This window comes from Streptomyces sp. NPDC050264, from assembly GCF_040655895.1.
Classification (GTDB): Bacteria; Actinomycetota; Actinomycetes; order Streptomycetales; family Streptomycetaceae; genus Streptomyces.
Map to the genome: position 1 here is coordinate 179,610 of NZ_JBFAKV010000014.1, position 19,118 is coordinate 198,727.

Annotated in this window: 19 protein-coding genes and 1 pseudogene; 10 read left to right on the forward strand and 10 right to left on the reverse strand. The window is 70.6% G+C overall.

Annotated features, from left to right (window positions below; genetic code table 11):
• The 3 genes from AB0J02_RS25260 to AB0J02_RS25270 form a co-directional block, all read right to left on the reverse strand.
• A partial coding sequence (locus AB0J02_RS25260) for a GNAT family N-acetyltransferase (RefSeq protein ID WP_363196023.1) occupies window positions 1-580 on the reverse strand: 580 nt, incomplete at its 3' end.
• Window positions 581-900: 320 nt separating this feature from the next.
• A complete protein-coding gene (locus tag AB0J02_RS25265; protein ID WP_363196024.1) occupies window positions 901-2,097 on the reverse strand; it encodes a family 2 encapsulin nanocompartment cargo protein polyprenyl transferase in 1,197 nt (398 codons plus the stop codon).
• Window positions 2,098-2,209: 112 nt separating this feature from the next.
• A complete protein-coding gene (locus AB0J02_RS25270; RefSeq protein ID WP_363196025.1) occupies window positions 2,210-3,616 on the reverse strand; it encodes a family 2B encapsulin nanocompartment shell protein in 1,407 nt (468 codons plus the stop codon).
• Window positions 3,617-3,805: 189 nt separating this feature from the next.
• Here AB0J02_RS25270 and AB0J02_RS25275 point away from each other — a divergent pair, with 189 nt between their 5' ends.
• From AB0J02_RS25275 to AB0J02_RS25285, 3 genes are all read left to right on the forward strand, one after another.
• Complete coding sequence (locus AB0J02_RS25275; RefSeq protein ID WP_363196026.1) at window positions 3,806-4,039, forward strand: hypothetical protein; 234 nt, start codon at window positions 3,806-3,808, stop codon at window positions 4,037-4,039.
• A 145-nt stretch (window positions 4,040-4,184) separates the two neighbouring features.
• Window positions 4,185-4,775: an N-acetylmuramoyl-L-alanine amidase gene (locus AB0J02_RS25280; RefSeq protein ID WP_363196027.1), complete on the forward strand. Its 591-nt coding sequence runs from the start codon at window positions 4,185-4,187 to the stop codon at window positions 4,773-4,775.
• A gap of 37 nt (window positions 4,776-4,812) precedes the next feature.
• A complete protein-coding gene (locus AB0J02_RS25285; protein WP_363196028.1) occupies window positions 4,813-5,754 on the forward strand; it encodes a pyridoxal-phosphate dependent enzyme in 942 nt (313 codons plus the stop codon).
• Here AB0J02_RS25285 and AB0J02_RS25290 read toward each other — a convergent pair.
• On the reverse strand, window positions 5,733-7,331 hold the full coding sequence (locus AB0J02_RS25290) for a Na+/H+ antiporter (protein WP_363196029.1): 1,599 nt from the start codon (window positions 7,329-7,331) through the stop codon (window positions 5,733-5,735). The two genes, AB0J02_RS25285 and AB0J02_RS25290, sit on opposite strands and share 22 nt — an antisense overlap.
• A gap of 51 nt (window positions 7,332-7,382) precedes the next feature.
• Between AB0J02_RS25290 and AB0J02_RS25295 the strand changes: the two genes are divergently transcribed.
• The 3 genes from AB0J02_RS25295 to AB0J02_RS25305 all read left to right on the forward strand — a co-directional run bounded on the left by AB0J02_RS25295 (window position 7,383) and on the right by AB0J02_RS25305 (window position 9,348).
• Entirely contained in the window at window positions 7,383-7,643 is a 261-nt protein-coding gene (locus tag AB0J02_RS25295; RefSeq protein ID WP_363196030.1) for a UBP-type zinc finger domain-containing protein, read from the forward strand.
• 269 nt (window positions 7,644-7,912) lie between these two features.
• Window positions 7,913-8,326 (forward strand): anti-sigma regulatory factor, encoded by a 414-nt coding sequence (locus AB0J02_RS25300; RefSeq protein WP_363196031.1) that lies wholly within the window; start codon window positions 7,913-7,915, stop codon window positions 8,324-8,326.
• Window positions 8,323-9,348, forward strand: a complete 1,026-nt coding sequence (locus AB0J02_RS25305) for an RNA polymerase sigma factor SigF (protein WP_363196032.1) — start codon at window positions 8,323-8,325, stop codon at window positions 9,346-9,348. Before AB0J02_RS25300 ends, AB0J02_RS25305 begins: the two co-directional genes overlap by 4 nt.
• Window positions 9,349-9,454: 106 nt before the next feature.
• On the opposite strand, the gene AB0J02_RS25310 is transcribed toward AB0J02_RS25305, so the two are convergent.
• Entirely contained in the window at window positions 9,455-9,907 is a 453-nt protein-coding gene (locus AB0J02_RS25310) for a hypothetical protein (protein ID WP_363196033.1), read from the reverse strand.
• 125 nt (window positions 9,908-10,032) lie between these two features.
• Here AB0J02_RS25310 and AB0J02_RS25315 point away from each other — a divergent pair, with 125 nt between their 5' ends.
• Together AB0J02_RS25315 and AB0J02_RS25320 are read left to right on the forward strand one after the other, a co-directional pair.
• Window positions 10,033-11,001, forward strand: a complete 969-nt coding sequence (locus AB0J02_RS25315) for a diacylglycerol kinase family protein (protein ID WP_363196034.1) — start codon at window positions 10,033-10,035, stop codon at window positions 10,999-11,001.
• Window positions 11,002-11,320: 319 nt separating this feature from the next.
• Window positions 11,321-11,578, forward strand: coding sequence for a WhiB family transcriptional regulator (locus AB0J02_RS25320; RefSeq protein WP_016639615.1), 258 nt, complete (start codon window positions 11,321-11,323; stop codon window positions 11,576-11,578).
• Window positions 11,579-11,790: 212 nt separating this feature from the next.
• Here the strand turns inward: AB0J02_RS25320 and AB0J02_RS25325 are convergent, their stop codons facing one another.
• Window positions 11,791-13,257 (reverse strand): PAS domain-containing sensor histidine kinase, encoded by a 1,467-nt coding sequence (locus AB0J02_RS25325; protein ID WP_363196068.1) that lies wholly within the window; start codon window positions 13,255-13,257, stop codon window positions 11,791-11,793.
• A 334-nt stretch (window positions 13,258-13,591) separates the two neighbouring features.
• The gene (locus tag AB0J02_RS25330) at window positions 13,592-14,215 is read right to left on the reverse strand and encodes a TetR/AcrR family transcriptional regulator (RefSeq protein ID WP_363196035.1); all 624 of its coding nucleotides are present in this window, start codon (window positions 14,213-14,215) and stop codon (window positions 13,592-13,594) included.
• A gap of 106 nt (window positions 14,216-14,321) precedes the next feature.
• On the opposite strand from AB0J02_RS25330, the gene AB0J02_RS25335 reads away from it, so the two are divergent.
• Complete coding sequence (locus AB0J02_RS25335) at window positions 14,322-15,074, forward strand: SDR family oxidoreductase (protein WP_363196036.1); 753 nt, start codon at window positions 14,322-14,324, stop codon at window positions 15,072-15,074.
• 138 nt (window positions 15,075-15,212) lie between these two features.
• Here AB0J02_RS25335 and AB0J02_RS25340 read toward each other — a convergent pair.
• Window positions 15,213-15,485: pseudogene (locus tag AB0J02_RS25340) on the reverse strand (glucosamine-6-phosphate deaminase); the annotation flags it as partial.
• A gap of 339 nt (window positions 15,486-15,824) precedes the next feature.
• Here AB0J02_RS25340 and nagB point away from each other — a divergent pair.
• The gene (gene nagB, locus AB0J02_RS25345; RefSeq protein WP_363196037.1) at window positions 15,825-16,610 is read left to right on the forward strand and encodes a glucosamine-6-phosphate deaminase; all 786 of its coding nucleotides are present in this window, start codon (window positions 15,825-15,827) and stop codon (window positions 16,608-16,610) included.
• 123 nt (window positions 16,611-16,733) lie between these two features.
• Here the strand turns inward: nagB and AB0J02_RS25350 are convergent, their stop codons facing one another.
• Entirely contained in the window at window positions 16,734-18,227 is a 1,494-nt protein-coding gene (locus tag AB0J02_RS25350) for a glycoside hydrolase family 3 protein (RefSeq protein ID WP_363196038.1), read from the reverse strand.
• A 9-nt stretch (window positions 18,228-18,236) separates the two neighbouring features.
• Window positions 18,237-19,028 (reverse strand): carbohydrate ABC transporter permease, encoded by a 792-nt coding sequence (locus tag AB0J02_RS25355; protein ID WP_363196069.1) that lies wholly within the window; start codon window positions 19,026-19,028, stop codon window positions 18,237-18,239.
• Between the last annotated feature and the right edge of the window lie 90 nt (window positions 19,029-19,118).

Here is a 19,118-nt window from a genome sequence, read left to right on the forward strand (position 1 = left end):
CGTCCGGCAGCTCGATCGCGGTACCGGTGAAGACGAAGCCGAGCCGCTCGTACAGGGCGCGGCTGCGCGCGTTGCTCGCCTCCAGATAGGCGGGCAGCCCCTCGCTGTCACAGCGCTCCAGGACCGGTGCCATCAGCGCGGTGCCCAGGCCCTCGCCCTGCCGGTCCGGCTTCACACCGATCATGCACAGGTAGACGTGTGCACGGCCCACCGGGTGCGCGGCTTCCGTCAGCCGGGCTATCTGCTCGATCCGTTCGTTGTCGGGGTCGACGGCGGCGCGCACCTGCGCGGGCCCGTCCTCCTCGGCTCCGTCCTCCTCGGCTCTGTCGTGGTCCTGGTGCGGCTCATCCGGCACGTCCATCCACAGCGCGACGGCCCCTCCGTCCTCCGCGAGGTCTATGTACCCCTCGGCGAACGTCGCGTCGGTGAACGCCCCCATCAGGCCCCCGTGCCGGGCGCGCCGGTACTCCTCGCCGGGGAACACCCAGCTGCTGACCGGATCGTCCATGAACGCCTCGTCGAGCAGCCCCACGACAAAGTCCCGGTCGCTCTCCCCGGCCCGCCGAATCCCCACGCCCACCCTGGATCCCCCTGCTCCGTCCGCCTCTACGGGCTCCCCGTCGAGTCGTCGGCAGCCTAAGCGATCACCCCTCTACGCGAACACAGCTGCCGCGCACCGCATTTACCTCCTGGTCGAGCACCTCGGCCACCTCAACGACCCGATTCATCTCACCATTGCGAGTGGGCGGCACGTCCAACTGGGCCGCGCTGGCTGGCGGTTAGGCCCAGGGAGCGATCTCCCCGTACCCATGGCCTCCCCCGTACCCGCGGCCTCCCGCGCCCGCGACCCCGCCCAGCCCCTTGCCCCTGGCCGTGCCGCCCACCACCCGGGCGGCGCCCTCAGTGACCGCGCCGCGTCACGAACTCCGCGAGGGACAGCAGGCCGTCCGCCGCCTCCGGTACCGGCACCGCCTCAGCCAACTGGTGCAGCGCCCGCGCCATCTCGTCCGCGGCCTGAGCCTGTGCCCAGTCGCGCCCGCCCGCCCGCTCGACGGCCAGCGCGATCGCCTCCAACTCGGCCTCGCCCTCCTTTCCTGGGCCCACCGGCCCGTACAGCGCGGCCAATTCCCTTGCTGCCGGGCCGCCGGAGGCAAGCGCCGCGACGACCGGCAGGGATTTCTTGCGGACGGCCAGGTCGGCCCCGGCCGGCTTGCCGGTGCGGGCCGGATCGCCCCAGATGCCGATCACGTCGTCGATGAGCTGGAAGGCGAGCCCCGCCGCCCGCCCGAACGCGTCCAGCGCCGCGGCCTCCGCCTCGCTCGCCCCCGCGTACAGCCCGCCGACCGCGCACGCGCAGCCGAGCAGCGCCCCGGTCTTGGCCTCCGCCATGGCCAGGGTTTCCTCCAGCGTCACCTCCCCCGGGTCGCGCCGCTCCAGGGCCACATCCGTGGACTGGCCCGCGCACAACTCCACGACGCACGCGGCGAGTCGGGCCGCCGCGGCCGGGGCCGCCGGGTGCGGGTCCTCGGCGAGCAGGCGCTGGGCCTGGGCGTGCAGCGCGTCACCCGTCAGGATCGCGTCGGCGCTCCCGAACACGGTCCACGCGGTCGGCCGGTGCCTGCGCGTGGTGTCCCGGTCCATCACGTCGTCGTGCAACAAGGTGAAGTTGTGGGTCAGTTCGACGGCTGTCGCCGCCCGCACCGCCCCCTCGGGCCGCCCGCCTAGGGCCCGCGCCGCGGCCAGGACGAGGGCGGGCCGCACGGCCTTGCCCGCGCTCCCCACCGCGGGTGTGCCGTCCGCGTGCTGCCAGCCGAAGTGGTAGAGGGCGACGCGGCGAATGGGCTCGGGCAGGGCCTCGACGGCCCGGCGCAACTCGGGGTCGACCGATGCCCTGGCCTGCGCAAGGATCGCCACCGCCTCCTGACCCTCCTGGCCCTCCTGTGCCTCTTGGCTTTCCCGAGTCGCCCGCCTTTCCCCCGCCTCCTGCCCGTCCCCGCCCGCGCCGTCGGCCCCGGCCGGCGCGGGCAGGGCCCCCGCGCGCACCGTGCTCGGCCCGCCGTTCTCTGCTGCCACTCGCGTCTGCGTCGTCTGCGTCATGGACTCACCCCGGAGAGGGCGCGGACGGTGGCGGTTCCGCTGTTACTGGGCGCGTTCCCCTGCGGTGTACCCGCCCTTTCGGGCGGGGACACGACATACCGGGGGCGGGACGTCACTGCCACCGGCCGATCTCGACGTTCTCCAGGACCCCGACGGCGTCCGGCACCAGGACCGCCGCCGAGTAGTAGGTGGTCACCAGGTACGAGATGATCGCCTGCTCGCTGATGCCCATGAACCGCACCGACAGGCTCGGCTCGATCTCGTCCGGGATGCCGGACTGCCGCAGCCCGATGACGCCCTGCTCCTCCTCCCCCGTACGCATGCAGATGATGGACGTGGTCCGCGCCTCCGAGACCGGGATCTTGCCGCACGGGTAGATCGGCACACCGCGCCAGGTCGGGATGCGGTGCCCGCCCACGTCGATGCTCTCGGGGACCAGACCCCGCCTGTTGCACTCCCGGCCGAACGCGGCGATCGCCTTCGGGTGCGCCAGGAACAGCTTGGAGCCGCGCCGCCTGCTGAGCAGTTCGTCCATGTCGTCCGGGGTGGGCGCACCGTCGTGCGGCTGCAGACGCTGGTCGTATTCGCAGTTGTTGAGGAGGCCGAACTCCCGGTTGTTGACGAGCTCGTACTCCTGGCGCTCCTTCAACGCCTCGACAGTGAGGCGGAGCTGATGCTCCGTCTGGTTCATCGGCTGGTTGTACAGGTCGGCCACGCGCGTGTGGATGCGGAGCACGGTCTGCGCGACGCTCAGCTCGTACTCGCGCGGCGCCGACTCGTAGTCGACGAACGTGCCCGGCAGCATGGCCTCGCCCACATGCCCCGCGGAGAGGTCGATCTCCTTCTCGCCGTACTTGTTGGCCCGCTGCGACGGAACCGAGCGGAGCTGCTGGAGGTGGTCGCGCAGCGTCTCGGACCGCTCCGCGATCTGTTCCAGGTCGCGGCGCGGCAGCGTGAGCACCGTGCACGCGGTGACCGCACGTGCCGTGTACTCCCAGATGCTCTCCGGGTCGAGCAGTGCCTGGTCTCCGAAGTACGCGCCGTCGGCCAGGACGCCGAGCGCCGCGTCGTCGCCGTACGGTCCCGACCCGATCTTCTCCACGCGGCCGTGCGCGAGCAGGAACGCCTCGTCCGCCTGGCTGCCGAACGAGGCGAGCACCTCACCGGCCGCGAACTCCCGCTGCGTGCACCGCTGGGCCAGCTCGCCCAGCACCTCCGGGTCCTCGAAGCCCCGCAGGGCCGGTAGCTCCCCCAGCTCCGCCGGAATGACCCGGACCTGGTCCCCGGTCTTGATGAACTCGATCCGCCCGTCACCGACCGAGTAGCTCAACCGCCGGTTCACCCGGTACGTACCGCCCTGCACATCCACCCAGGGCAGCGCCCGCAGCAGCCAGCGGGAGCTGATCTCCTGCATCTGCGGTGCGGACTTGGTGGTGGTGGCCAGATTCCGCGCGGCGGATGTGCCGAGGCTCTTCTGCGACCCCGACTGCTCCGTGCGGACTTCTTCGCCTACCGACATGAAATGCCCTCCCGATCATGAACCGACCTGCCCGAGCAAGACTCCCAGCACGGAGCGTGCTCGCGCCATTACACAAAAGAGCGGGAATGGATCTCGTCCGGACGGGGCATGGGCCGCGTTTTTCGGAACTCGGCGATCTCGGCATGCGTTGATCGGGAAACGGCCGACAGCGGATATGAGGAGACGACCATGGCGGGCTTCCTGGACCGTGCCAAAGAGCAGGCGCAGCGCGGCCTGACGCAGGGCAAGCAGAAGCTGGACGACGTGCAGGCGCAGCGCGCCGGCGGCGACCTGCTGAAGAAGCTGGGCGCGGCGTACTACGAGGAGCGCAAGGGCAGTGGCAGCCCGGACGCCACGCAGCGGGCGCTGCAGGCCCTCGAAGCACACATCGCGACGAACGGGGACGGGTTCCTGCACGGCTGAAATGGTGGGGCCGCCGCCGACCGATGTCCGGAACAGCTCGCACGGAATACGAACGAGTAGTCCCTGCGCGCCAGTTCTGGGTACAAGCAAGGCGTACGAGACGGCACGCGATCGGCGGCCGTCGTGCCTCGCAAAGGAGGCGGCCATGGCCCCACCCATGTCCGCAAGCAGTTTTCTCGCCGCTCTCAAGGACGAGGGGCTCACGGTGGTCGAAGTCGGCGACTGGGAGCACCACAACCGCAACACCAAGGGTTCCTGGGGTCCGTTGAACGGTGTGATGATCCATCACACCGTCACCTCGGGCAGCGAGAGCACGGTCCGTATCTGCCGTGACGGACACTCGGATCTGCCGGGGCCGCTGTGCCACGGCGTCATCACGAAGGACGGGCGGGTCCATCTGGTCGGCTACGGGCGGGCGAACCACGCGGGGCTCGGCGACGACGACGTGCTGCGCGCCGTGATCGCGGAGAAGGCGCTGCCGCACGACAACGAGGCGAACACGGACGGCAACAGTCACTTCTACGGCTTCGAGTGCGAGAACCTCGGCGATGGGGACGACCCGTGGCCGGCGGTTCAGCTGGAGGCGATCGAGAAGGCGGCCGCGGCGATCTGCCGCCACCACGGCTGGACGGAGCGCTCGGTCATCGGTCACCTGGAGTGGCAGCCCGGAAAGATCGACCCGAAGGGCTTCACGATGGCGTCGATGCGCGCGCGCATCCACGACCGGCTCAAGTAACGCACCACGACGCGTGCGGCGGCGGGCACCCGGACAGATGTCCGACAATGGCCGGGTGCCCCGCCCGACCACGGCCGATCTGCGCCCCCACCTGCCCTCGCCCCTCATCGCGGTCGACGACGACCGCTTCGCGGGCCGGGGCGTGCGCCTGCTCCTCAAGCGCGACGACCTGATCCACCCGGACCTGATCGGCAACAAGTGGCGCAAGCTCGCGCCGAACCTGGCGGTGGCGCGGGGCCGCGCCCTCGTCACCTTCGGCGGCGCCTACTCGAACCATCTACGGGCCACGGCAGCCGCCGGTCGTCTGCTGGACGTACCCACCCTCGGCATCGTCCGCGGCCAGGAACTCGCCGACCACCCGCTCAACCCTTCCCTGGCGCGCTGCGCGGCCGACGGCATGCGGCTGCGCTTCATCGACAGATCGGCCTACCGGAAGAAGAGCGACCCGGAGGTCCTCGCCGCGCTTCTCGACGCCGCCGGCGCCGCTGACGCGTACCTGGTCCCGGAGGGCGGCAGCAACTCCCTCGCGGTCCAGGGCTGTGCGGACCTCGGCCGTGAACTGCGCGGCCGCGCCGATGTCGTCGCAGTCGCCTGCGGCACGGGCGGCACCCTCGCGGGCCTTGCCGCGGGGCTCGCCCCCGACCAGCGCGCCATCGGCGTCTCCGTCCTCAAGGGCGGCTTCCTGGAGGCCGACGTCCGCGCTCTGCAAGAGGCGGCATTCGGCCGCCCCCGCGGCACCTGGCGGGTGGAGGACCGCTTCCATTTCGGCGGCTACGCGCGCGTGCCCGCCGAGCTGTCCTCGTTCGCCGACGACTTCGAGCGACGTCACGGTCTTCCGGTCGAGCGGCTTTATGTGGCCAAGATGCTGTACGCACTTGCCACTCTCACCGAAGAGGGCGCGTTCGCTCCCGGCACGACGCTGGCGGCCGTCGTCACGGGGGCACCCTTCCAGGACGCTCAGTCGTCGACCTCGCGGTAGGCGGCGGCCTCCTCCAGGTCGAGCTTGCGCAGCAGGGTCCGCATCATCTCGTCGTCGATCCGCCGCTCGTCCCGCATCCGTACGAAGACCTCGCGCTCGGCGGCGATCGCCTCCCGCGCGAGCCTGCGGTACGTGTCGTCGGCGGACTCCCCGGTCACCGGGTTGAGCTGGCCAAGGCGTTCCCACACGGAGTTGCGGCGCCGCTCCAGGACGGTGTGCAGGCGGTCCTGGAGGGGCCGCGGCAGGCCGTTGCGCTCGTCCCGCATCAACTCGTCCACGCGCTCCTCCGCGGCGGTGGAGGCGACGCTCTGCGCCTGCGCCTCGGCGAGCGTCTCGGCCTGCACGTCGCGCCCCGGCAGCTTCAGGGCCTTGATCAACGGCGGCAGGCTGAGCCCCTGCACGACGAGGGTGCCGATGACGGTGGTGAACGTCAGGAAGAGCACCAGGTTGCGCGCGGGGAACGGGTCACCGTCCTCCGTGACGAGCGGAATGGAGAACGCGATGGCCAGGGAGACCACTCCGCGCATCCCGGCCCAGCTCACGATCAGCGGACGCTTCCAGTCGGTGTCGCTCTCCCGGTGCCTGATCCGGGACGACACGTACAGCGGCAGATATGTGGCGGGATACGACCACACGAAGCGGACCACGACCACGAGGACGAACACCCCGATCGCGTACCAGACGGCCTGCGCGACGCTGTACTCACCGAGGTCCTGGAGGACGACGCGCAGTTGAAGGCCGATGAGGGCGAAGACCGACGACTCCAGGATGAACGAGACGACCTTCCACACCGCTGCCTCCTGGAGCCGCGTCTCGAAGTCGACCTGCCAGGAACGGTGCCCCAGGTACAGGGCCACGGTCACGACGGCGAGGACCCCGGAGGCACCCACCTGTTCCGCGGCCGCGTAGGCGACGAAGGGGATCAGCAGAGAGAGCGTGTTCTGGAGGACGGCCTCGGTGAGGCGCTTGCGCAGCCAGTGCAGCGGCACCATCAGCAACAGGCCGACCCCGACACCGCCGACGGCCGCCATCAGGAACTCCTGGATACCGCCCGCCCAGCTCGCCCCTTCACCCACGGCAGCGGCGAGCGCCACCTTGTAGGCGGTGATGGCGGTCGCGTCGTTCACCAGCGATTCGCCTTGAAGGATCGTGGTGAGCCGCGACGGCAGCCCCACCCTTCGCGCGATCGCGGTCGCCGCCACCGCGTCCGGCGGCGCGATCACCGCGCCGAGGACGAGGGCGGCGGTCAGCGGCAGGTCCGGGATCAGCTGGTACGCGAGCCAGCCCACCGCCACCGTGGCGAACAGGACGTAGCCCACCGAAAGCAGGGCGACGGGCCGGATGTTGGCCCGCAGGTCCAGATAGGAGCTCTCCAGGGCGGCGGTGTGCAGCAGCGGCGGGAGGATCAGCGGCAGCACGATGTGCGGGTCGAGCGCGTACTGCGGGATCCACGGCACATAGGAGGCCGCCAGACCCGCCGCGACCAGAAGGAGCGGTGCCGGCACCGGTGTCCTGCGTGCCGCCCCCGCCACCGCGGCGCTCGCCGCGATCAACCCCACCAGTGGCAATACGTCCATGGCCTGCCTTCCGCCGTCCTATTCGCCCCCGCCCGTCGTAACCTGGCCATCATGAACGAGTGCCCGCATGTCGACGCGCTGCCGCACCCCGAGCCCGCTCCGCTCAGCGAGACCTGTCTGGAGTGTCTGGCCGTGGGCAGTCACCCTGTGCAACTGCGGCTGTGCCTGATCTGTGGCCACGTCGGCTGCTGCGACTCCTCGCCGTACAAGCACGCGACGGAGCACTTCAAGGAGAGCGGCCATCCCGTGATGCGTACCTTCGAGCCTGGTGAGAGCTGGCGCTGGTGCTTCGTGGACGCGTTCCTCGTCTGAGACGGCCGATCCACACCCGTGCCGGGGTTCGACCGGCGACCGCCTGGGTACGTCAACCCGGCGCCCGCTCTTTCCAATTGGGTCCGCACGCCCCCTAGCCACTGTCCGTACCCGTAGGCTTACTATGAGTGATGAGCGACAGCACTGGGCCGGGGTCCCCGGGACAGGAAAGTCGGGCGCGCGGTAGCGTCACCGCAGATATATGTGGCGCATCACCCGGGGGAGGACCCCCGGAGCCCGAAAGTGCTTGTACCACCTTGGAGGTGAGGGTGTCCCAGATCGCAGGCGAGCCCGGGAATCAGGACTTCGTGGAAGTCCGGCTGCCGGCTGCGGGTGCCTACCTGTCGGTGCTGCGGACGGCCACGGCCGGTCTGGCAGCGCGTTTGGACTTCACCCTCGACGAGATCGAGGACCTGCGCATCGCGGTCGACGAGGCCTGCGCGATCCTGCTTCAGCAGGCCGTCGCCGGCTCCGTACTCAGCTGCGTGTTCCGGCTCGTCGACGACTCCCTGGAGGTGACGGTCTCCGCCCCGACCACCGACGGACGGGCCCCGGAGCGCGACACCTTCGCATGGACCGTGCTGTCGGCCCTCGCGGGCCAGGTCGACTCCACAGTGGCCGATGACAACACCGTCTCGATCAGCCTCTACAAGAAGCGCGGCGCGGGCCCCGGCCCGGCGTGATGAACGGGGGCGGTCCGGTGCGGGACGACAAGCGCGGCACACGGGATCTACCGGCCGACGGCACGACGGGGGTGCGCCGGGTGACCGCCGGCATCCCCGAGCAGCAGGCCCGGCCGCACCCGGAGGACCCGGCGGCCGACGCGCCACAGCAGGCAGCGCCGACTTCCGGGACCGGGCTTCGCGGGAAGCCCGGGGGATCGGACGCGCGACGGGCGGGATTGATGAGCGACCACGAGCGACACGGTGAGCAGCAGGGCCGGCACGACCCGCGGGACCGCAGCGGCGCACGGGCGATGTTCATCGAGCTGCGCACCCTGCCGGACGGCAGCCGGGAGTACGCGGAGATGCGCAATCAGCTCGTGCGCATGCACCTGCCCCTGGTCGAGCACTTGGCGCGCCGTTTCCGCAACCGCGGGGAGCCGTTGGACGACCTCACCCAGGTCGCGACGATCGGCCTGATCAAGTCCGTCGACCGCTTCGACCCGGAGCGCGGCGTGGAGTTCTCCACGTATGCGACCCCGACGGTCGTCGGCGAGATCAAGCGGCACTTCCGCGACAAGGGCTGGGCCGTGCGCGTCCCGCGCCGCCTGCAGGAGCTGCGCCTGGCCCTGACCACGGCGACGGCGGAGCTGTCCCAGCTGCACGGCCGCTCCCCCACGGTCCACGAACTGGCCGAGAAGCTGGCCATCTCCGAGGAAGAGGTCCTGGAGGGCCTGGAGTCGGCCAACGCGTACTCCACGCTGTCCCTGGACGTCCCGGACACGGACGACGAGTCCCCGGCGGTCGCCGACACCCTGGGCGCCGAGGACGAGGCGCTGGAGGGCGTCGAGTACCGCGAGTCCCTCAAGCCGCTCCTGGAGGACCTTCCGCCGCGCGAGAAGCGCATTCTGCTGCTGCGCTTCTTCGGGAACATGACGCAGTCGCAGATCGCCCAGGAGGTGGGCATCTCCCAAATGCACGTCTCGCGCCTCCTGGCCCGCACGCTGGCTCAGCTGCGGGAGAAACTCCTCGTCGAGGAGTGACCTCCGAGAACGCAGGCAGACGTGCACATACGTAAGCAGACGTACGCATATGAAGGCGCCCGGTGCGTTCACCGCACCGGGCGCCTTCATGTTCCTGCTTCTGCGCCTACTTGGACTGCGGTGCGCTGCCCGGTGCGCGGATGCCCAGCGCGCGCGTGGTCGCCGGATTGACCAGCAGGACGAGCGCGGCGATCGCCACCGCGGCGAGCGCGATGCCGCCGGGGATGGCCATGCTGTCGGCCTGCAGCAACGTATAGGCGACCGGCAGCGCCATGATCTGCGTGATGATCGCGGGGCCGCGGCTCCAGGCCTTGCGGGCCAGCAGCCCGCGCGCGGCCAGCAGGGGCAGCAGCGCGAGCACGATCAGGGTCACACCGCCGGTGACGGCCTGCTCCGCGTTGTCGGGGTGCCCACCGATCCCGGCGACCAGCAGGGAGACGCCGCCGGCGACGAGCGCGGCTCCTTCGAGTCCGGCCAGGGCCGCCGCGGCGGTCAGCCGACCGGGACGCGGGCCGTCTTCTGTGGCGTTCTCGGGGGCGGGATTCTGCTCTGAGGTCACCTTTGCAGGGTAGCCCCCGCCCGGCCGTACCCCGCAGCGCGCATCCCGGCCCCGACCCTGCGGACGCTTACCCGACGCCTACCTCGGTCTGGGCCCGATCAAGGCCGCTAGGTACCCTGCATCGCATGCGTGCACTTCTTGTGGTCAATCCAGCGGCAACCACCACCAGTGCGCGCACGCGCGATGTCCTGATCCACGCGCTGGCGAGCGAGATGAAGCTCGAGGCCGTCACCACGGAGTACCGCGGCCACGCCCGCGACCTGGGCCGCCAGGCCGCCGAGAGCAAGGACGTCGAGCTGGTCGTCGCCCTCGGCGGCGACGGCACGGTCAACGAGGTCGTGAACGGGCTGCTGCACCACGGCCCCGACCTCGACCGTCTGCCGGGCCTCGCGGTCGTCCCCGGCGGCTCCACGAACGTCTTCGCCCGCGCCCTGGGTCTGCCGAACGAGCCCGTGGAGGCCACCGGGCAGCTCCTGGACGCCCTGCGAGAGGGCCGTGAGCGCACGGTGGGTCTGGGTCTTGCCGCGGGCACTGTGGGCACGGAGGACGAGGCGGTCCCGTCCCGGTGGTTCACCTTCAGTGCGGGTCTCGGGTTCGACGCGGGGGTCGTCGGCCGGGTCGAGCAGCAGCGCGAGCGGGGCAAGCGTTCGACGCATGCCTTGTATGTGCGACAGGTCGTACGCCAATTCCTCGGCGAGGCCGACCGCCGGCACGGCACGATCACGCTCGAACGGCCGGACGAGGACCCGGTCACCGATCTGGTCGTCTCCATAGTCAGCAACACCTCGCCGTGGTCCTTCCTCGGCAATCGGCCGCTCTATCCGACGCCCCGGGCGTCCTTCGACACCGGCCTTGACGTGCTAGGACTCAAGAAACTGTCGACTCCCGCGGTGGCCCGGTACGGCACCCAGCTGCTGACCTCGTCACCCGAGCGCGGACCGCACGGTAAGAACGCGGTTACGCTCCATGACCTCACCGACTTCACCTTGCATTCGAAGGCGCCCCTGCCCCTTCAGATGGACGGCGACCACCTGGGACTCCGCACGAGCGTGACGTTCACAGGCGTACGCCGTGCACTGCGTGTGATTGTGTGAGTGGAAGGGCCCAAAGTCCTTTATCTCGAACGTTTGGGCCAGGCTCCACCCCATAGAAGTACGGCTGTGACCTAGCCGACACCGAGGAATCAAAAAAAACTTTCCTGAAGGGGTTGTATCCGCCGCCGAGGTTTGCGAATCTCTACATGGCGCTCGGGACGGCCCGCAACATCGGCCCCACAGAGAGCCCGAATCCCCTCCTCAAAGCAACGGACACCCGTCGCAGATGTGACGTTCGTCCCTTCACTTGTTGAGGGATTCGTGAAAGCGTTCACATTCACAAGCAACCCGCACGTAATACCAAGGAGAGGTAGCAGCCATGGACTGGCGTCACAACGCCGTTTGTCGCGAGGAAGACCCCGAGCTGTTCTTCCCCATCGGCAACACCGGTCCCGCGCTGCTGCAGATCGAGGAAGCCAAGGCCGTCTGCCGCCGCTGCCCCGTCATGGAGCAGTGCCTGCAGTGGGCGCTCGAGTCCGGCCAGGACTCCGGCGTCTGGGGTGGCCTCAGCGAGGACGAGCGCCGCGCAATGAAGCGCCGCGCCGCTCGCAACCGGGCCCGTCAGGCATCCGCCTGATTCCCCACCCCGTTCGAGCCTGAGCCCGGCGGCGCGTACAGCGAGTACGCATCTCCCGCCCCCGAGCCGCAGCGCGCAGTACCACCGATGCTCCCCCAGGCTCAGCCCGGGACATGACCCGAGTAACTCGAGCAGTGAGCCCCGGACCGTTCAACGGTCCGGGGCTCACTGCTGTTTGCGTCTGCGTGACGTCTACGCGCCTGTACGCGGGTCTACTTGTGAGGGGGTACCGGAATGTCCAGGATGACCCGCGTGCCGCGCTCGGGTGCGGGCACCATGTCGAACGTTCCGCCCAACTCGCCCTCCACCAACGTACGTACGATCTGCAGCCCCAGGTTGCCGGCCCGTTTCGGATCGAAGTTCTCGGGCAGGCCGACCCCGTCGTCCTGAACAGTGATCAGTAGGCGCGCATCCTTGCTGGTGCCGCCGCGCACGGCCGAGACCTCCACGGCGCCGGTGTCCCCCTGGCGGTAGCCGTGCTCCAGCGCGTTCTGCAGCACTTCGGTCAGGACCATCGACAGCGGAGTCGCCACCTCCGCGTCCAGGATGCCGAAGCGGCCGGTGCGACGGCCCGTCACCTGGCCCGGCGAAATCTCGGCGACCATGGCGAGCACCCGGTCGGCGATCTCGTCGAACTCCACGCGCTCGTCCAGGTTCTGGGAGAGCGTCTCGTGCACGATCGCGATGGAACCGACGCGCCGGACGGCTTCTTCGAGCGCCTCGCGCCCCCTGTCCGACTCAATGCGCCGGGCCTGGAGGCGGAGCAGCGCGGCCACGGTCTGCAGATTGTTCTTCACCCGGTGGTGGATCTCCCGGATGGTCGCGTCCTTGGTGATCAACTCCCGCTCGCGCCGCCGCAGTTCGGTGACGTCGCGGAGCAGGACCAGTGAGCCGATGCGCGCGCCCTTGGGCTTGAGCGGGATCGCGCGCAGCTGGATCGATCCCTCCTCGCCCTCGATCTCGAACTCCCGCGGCGCCCATCCGCTGGCCACCTTGGCGAGCGCCTCGTCGACCGGCCCGCGGGACGGGGCGAGTTCGGCCGTGGTCCTGCCCAGGTGGTGCCCGACCAGGTCGGCCTGGAAGCCCAGCCGGTGATACGCGGACAGCGCGTTGGGCGACGCGTACTGGACGACTCCGTCGGCGTCGAGGCGGATCAGGCCGTCGCCCACGCGCGGGGAGGCGTCCATGTCCACCTGCTGTCCCAGGAACGGGAACGAGCCGGCTGCGATCATCTGCGCCAGGTCGGAGGCCGACTGCAGATAGGTCAGTTCCAGGCGGGAGGGCGTGCGGACGCTCAGCAGGTTCGTGTTGCGGGCGATGACGCCGAGGACCCGGCCCTCCCTGCGGACGGGGATGGACTCGACCCGTACCGGGACCTCCTCGCGCCACTCGGGGTCGCCCTCGCGCACGATGCGGCCCTCGTCGAGCGCGGCGTCCAGCATGGGGCGGCGGCCGCGCGGCACCAGATGCCCGACCATGTCGTCCTGGTAGGAGGTGGGACCGGTGTTCGGACGCATCTGCGCCACGGAGACGTAGCGCGTGCCGTCGCGCGTGGGCACCCACAGGACGAGGTCGGCGAAGGAGAGGTCGGAGAGCAACTGCCACTCCGAGACCAGCAGGTGGAGCCACTCGAGGTCGGAGTCACCGAGGGCGGTGTGCTGGCGTACGAGATCGTTCATGGAGGGCACGAGGCGAGCGTACCCGCCGGTCGGCAAGGCCCCGAAAAGACCGACGGGCCGCGGCGCCGGGGGGAGGGACCCTCGACCCTTTCCCTGGCACCGCAGCCCTTCAGGTGCATCGGCTTCCAGGTGTGCGGTTCCCGGCTGCCGATCGAGGATCCGCCGCAGTCAGGGCAGAGAGCGCGGGTCCTCTGTCCGTCCTCCTGTGCGGGGAGGACGGAGGTCTTCATTAGGCATTGTGGACTAGACCATTCTCCTATGTCTATGCGTCGGCGGAGGTTTGTTGTCGTCTCTTCCTCCGAGTCCGGACCCCCTCCGACAACGGTGTCCACCCTTACTCACGGGCGCCGGGGCCCGCCGGTTCACCTCCGGGCCAGGCGGCCATCGCGAGGCCGGCGATCGCCTCCAGTTCGACCCTGCTCGCACCGTCCCGCGACTGTTGCGACATGCCCTGGAAGACGGCGCCCACGAAACGGGCGAGCGCCGCGGTGTCCGCGCTTTCCGGCAACTCCCCCGCGGCGGAACCGCGCCGCAGCCGGTCCTCGATCGCGGCAAGGCTGGCACCGCGCTGCTCACGCAGGGCCCGCTCGACCTCGGGTGTCGTGCAGTTCGTCGCGGCGTGGATCACGAGGCAGCCGTGCGGATGGTCGGGGTCGGTGAACTCGTCGGCCGCCTCCCGCAGCAGCCGCTCGACAGCGCCGCGGGCGGTGGACTCCTCGGTCAGAGCGCGGCCGGGCCCGGCACCGTGCGTGATGCCGTAGACCCGCACGACCTCCTCGAACAGCGAACGCTTGTCGCCGAAGGCGGCGTACAGGCTGGGGGCGCCGATGCCCATCTCACGGGTCAGATCGGAGACCGAGGTCCCCTCATAACCGTTCTCCCAGAAGGCCCGCAAGGCCTTCTCCAGGGCGGTCTCCCGGTCGAAGGAACGGGGCCGTCCGCGCTGCTTGGTCGCCATGGGGTGAATTCTATAGCGCCCACTAGAAAACTGGGACGGCGGTGCGCTACGGTCATTTCCATAACGACCGCTACAGATTTTGCTACGGAATGGGGAGGGCATCGCCATGGGCGTACTCACGGGCAGGACGGCACTGGTCACGGGCGCGAGCCGGGGTATCGGTCGGGGCATCGCCGAGCGGCTCGGCCGGGACGGCGCGCGGATCGCCGTGCACTACGGGGTGAACCACGCGGCGGCGAAGGAGACGGTGGCCGCGATCGAGGCGGCGGGCGGATCGGCGTTCGCCGTCGGGGCGGAGCTCGGATCGCCGGGCGCGGCGCGGGATCTGTGGGAGAAGTTCGACGCACAGGCGGACGGCGTGGACATCCTGGTGAACAACGCGGGGATCGGTACGTCGAGCTCCTTCGAGGACATCGAGGAGTCGGAGTTCGACCGCCTCTTCACGGTCAATGCCAAGTCACCGTTCTTCCTCGCCCAGCTCGCGGCACCGAGGCTGCGCGACGGCGGCCGCATCATCAACATCTCCTCCGGCGCCGCGCGCACGACGATGCTGCCCGAGCTCATGCCGTACGCGATGACGAAAGGCGCGCTCGATGTGCTGACCCAGTACCTGGCCAAGGTGCTCGGGCCGCGCGGCATCACGGCGAACACGGTGGCACCGGGCATCGTCGACACGGACGTGAACGCGCCGTGGCTCCGCGCGAGCGACGAGGCATGGTCGGGCGCGGCGGCGCTCTCGGTCCTGGGGAAAGTGGGGACGCCGGCGGAGATAGCCGACGTGGTGGCGTTCCTGGCGTCGCCGGACGGACGGTGGGTGACGGGTCAGTGGGTGGACGCGACGGGCGGCTCGCTGCTCTGACGGCCGGCCGGACCAGGCCCTGCGCGCACGGACCACCGGACCACCGGGTCACCGGACCACCGGGTCACCGGGTCACCGGGTCACCGGGTCACCGGGTCACCGGGTCACCGGACCACCGGGCCGCTCGGCCAGGGCGCTCTACCGCGTCTCCGTGACCTTCGCGAGGGCGCGCGGGGCGTCCGGGTCCTGGCCACGGGCGATGGTGACCTCATACGCGAGCAGCTGCAGCGGGAGGATTTCCAGGACCGGCTGCAGTTCCTCCGCCACTTCGGAGGTCGGCAGGACGAATCCGGCGGAGGCCTGGTCCACCTGGGCCCGGGGGCCGACCACCATCAGGTCGGCGCCGCGCCCGCGCAGTCGGTCGAGCACGGGCTGGAGCGCAAGGCCGCCCTGGCCGTCCGTCACCACGGCGCCCCGCCCCCGGACCCGAACCCAGACCCCTGACCCCTGACCCCGGGCACCTGTCCCCGGACCCCGGACCCCGAAGTCCAAGCCCCGAACATCGTGCGCCCGCCCCTCCGATCAAGGCCCCGCCCGGCACCCGACCCCGGGCGCTCCCCCACCCACACCACTCGCATCACCCACACCGCCCGCACCGCCCACACCACCCCCGACATGCCGACCCCCCACCCAGCGCCGAGCATGGACTTGTCGGGGGCGTGGAGGGACTGACCCGCGTGGGTCTGCTCTGCTAGATTGGTCTATACCACATACATCTCAGGCTCCTCTGACCAGAACGGCAGGCCCAGCGTGGAAGTTGTGATCGTTCCGGACGCCAAGGCAGGTGGCGAGCTGATCGCCGAGGCCATGGCCCAGCTGCTGCGGCGCAAGCCCGACGCGTTGCTCGGCGTGGCCACCGGCTCGACCCCGCTGCCCATCTACCAGGCCCTGTCGGCCAAGGTGCGCGCCGGTGAGGTCGATGCGACCAAGGCCCGTATCGCCCAGCTCGACGAGTACGTGGGGCTGCCGACGGGGCACCCCGAGTCGTACCGCGCGACGGTGCTGCGCGAGGTCGTGGAGCCGCTCGGGCTGAACGAGAAGTCGTTCATGGGTCCGGACGGCAGCGCCGCGGATGTGCAGGCCGCGTGCGAGGCGTACGACAAGGCGTTGGCCGGCGCGGGCGGGGTCGACCTGCAGCTGCTCGGGATCGGGACCGACGGGCACATCGGGTTCAACGAGCCGTGCTCGTCGATCGCCTCGCGGACCCGGATCAAGACGCTGACCGAGCAGACGATCACGGATAACGCGCGGTTCTTCGACGGCGACCTGAGCCAGGTGCCGCGGCACGTCATCACGCAGGGCATCGGCACGATCCTGGAGGCCAGGCACCTGGTGCTGCTCGCCACCGGTGAGGGCAAGGCGGACGCGGTTGCCGCGACCGTCGAGGGGCCGATCGCCTCGGTCGTGCCGGCGTCGGCGCTGCAGCTGCACCCGCACGCGACGATCGTCGTGGACGAGGCCGCCGCGTCCGAGCTGAAGCTCGCGGACTACTTCCGGCACACGTACGTCAACAAGCCGGAGTGGCAGGGACTGTAAGCCGATCGCTTACGCACACACGAAAGGTGCCGGTCGCCCCCGCTCGGGGTGACCGGCACCTTCCGTATGCCCTGTGCCGCGTGCCGACCGGCTACCCGGCTACCCGGCTACCCGGCTACCCGGCTACCCGGCGACAATGACCTCCGCGGCAGCGATCCCGCACACCCGTGCCGCGCCACGCGTGGCGATGTGCGGCGCGCCCCGTGGCGGAGCCCCCGGTACGCCCATCTCCACGACCACCGTGTCGGGGCGCGCGGCGAGCAGGGCGTCCAGGGCCCCGGCCATCCACGCGTGCCGGTGTTCGTCGCGGACCACGGCCACGATGCGCCGCTCGCCCGCCGCGGCCAGCGCGGCCGCGCCCGCGTCCGGGCCGGTGTAGGAGCCGGTGGTGGTGCCGGGGAGGAGGCGTTCGAGTTCGGCGGCGACGCCCCAGGGGGTCTCGTTGCCGACCGCGATGTTGGCGTCGGGCGAGAAGGAGGCGACGTGCACCGGGCCGGTCACCGGCGGGGCGTACTCGCCGCGCGTGACCGTGATCGCACGGCGGGCCGCGACCAGGCCGATGTCGGCCTGGGGCGCACCCCCCGCGGCGCGTGCGGCCGCGCCCGAGACCGAGGTCCATTCGGCGAGGTCGCGCACCCGGGCGGCGGCGTCCGCGAGCCGTTCCTCGGGGAGTTCGCCGGAGCGTACGGCGGCGACGAGGGCGTCCCGCAGTCCGGTCACCGTTCCCTCGTCGTTGAGCCCGCCGCCCACGCAGATCGCGTCGGCCCCGGCGGCGATGGCGAGGACGCTGCCGCGCTCGATGCCGTAGGCCGAGGAGATGGCCTGCATCTCGATGCCGTCGGTGACGATGAGGCCGTCGTAGCCGAGTTCCTCGCGGAGCAGGCCTGTGAGGATGCGGCGGGAGAGGGTCGCGGGGCGGTCCGGGTCGAGGACCGGGACCAGGATGTGGGCGCTCATCACGGCCCGGCTGCCGGCCGCGATCGCCGCGCGGAACGGGGCGAGGTCGCGGGCGTGCAGCACGTCGAGGCCGACGTCGATGAGCGGCATGTCGTGGTGCGAGTCGACCCCGGTGTCGCCGTGTCCGGGGAAGTGCTTGGTGCAGGCGGCGACGCCGGCCGCCTGCATGCCTTCGACGTACGCGGCCGTGTGCCGGGCCACGAGCGCGGTGTCGGCGCCGAAGGAGCGGACGCCGATGACCGGGTTGTCGGGGTTGGCGTTGACGTCGGCGGACGGCGCCCAGTTGAGGTTGACGCCGCACTCGGCGAGCCGCCGGCCGAGTTCGAAGGCGACTCCCCTGGTGAGTTCCACGTCGTCGACCGCGCCGAGCGCGTGGTTGCCGGGGAACGAGGAGCCCGTACGGACTTCGAGGCGGGTGACGTCGCCGCTCTCCTCGTCGATGGCGACGAGGAGGTCGCCGCGTTCCGCCTTCAACTGGGCGGTCAGCGCGGCTACTTGGTCGGGGGTCTGGATGTTGCGGCCGAACAGGCCGACCGACGCGAGGCCTTCGCCGAGCCGGCGCAGGATCCAGTCGGGGGCGGTGGTGCCGGCGAAGCCGGGCTGCAGGACGGTGAGCGCGTCGCGGGTGAGCGTGTCGACGCCGCGGGTGACAGTGGTCATCGGGTGGCGTTATCCCTTCACGGCGCCGGCGGTCAGGCCCGCGGCCATCTTGCGCTGGACGAAGAGGAAGAGGACGACGATCGGCACGGCCATCATCGTCGAGCCCGCCATCATCGGGGCGTACTCGGTGCCGTGCTTGGTCGTGAAGTTGGCGAGCCAGACGGTGGCCGTCTGGTGCTTCTGGCTCATCAGCATGAGGGCGTACAGGTACTCGTTCCAGGCCTGGATGAAGCCGTAGACCGAGGTGGCGACCATGCCGGGGGCGAGCAGCGGGAAGACGACGCGGATGAAGGCGCCGGTGCGGGTGCAGCCGTCGACCTGTGCGGCTTCTTCCAGTTCCTTCGGGATGTTGACGATGAAGCCGCGCAGCGTCCACACGGTGAAGGGGAGGATGAAGGTCAGGTACGTGATGATCAGGCCCGTGAGCTTGTCGTACTGACCGAGGTCGTTCAGGAGCAGGAAGACCGGGATGATCATGGCGACGAGCGGCACCATCTGCACGGCGAGGATGGCGACGATGACGATCTTGCGGCCGCGGAAGGCGAACCGGGAGATCGCGAGCGCCGCCAGCATCCCGACGGCGATGCCGATCACGACGACGACCAGCGAGACGACGAGGCTGCGCATGACCGGGCCCCAGAAGTCCGCGATGTCGAGGGCGCGCCGGAAGTTGTCGAGGGTGAACCCGGTGGGGAAGAGGCTCGGGTCCGGGTCGATGGCGTCCTTGGCGGGTTTGAACGCCGTGTTGACCATCCAGTAGACGGGGAATCCGGCGATCAGGAAGACGAGCAGACCGACGATGTTCCAGCCGAACTTGGACTTCCCGCGCCGGCGCGGGGGCGCGGCGGGAGCGGAGGGTGCGGCGGGGACCTTGGCGGGGGCGGTGGTGGC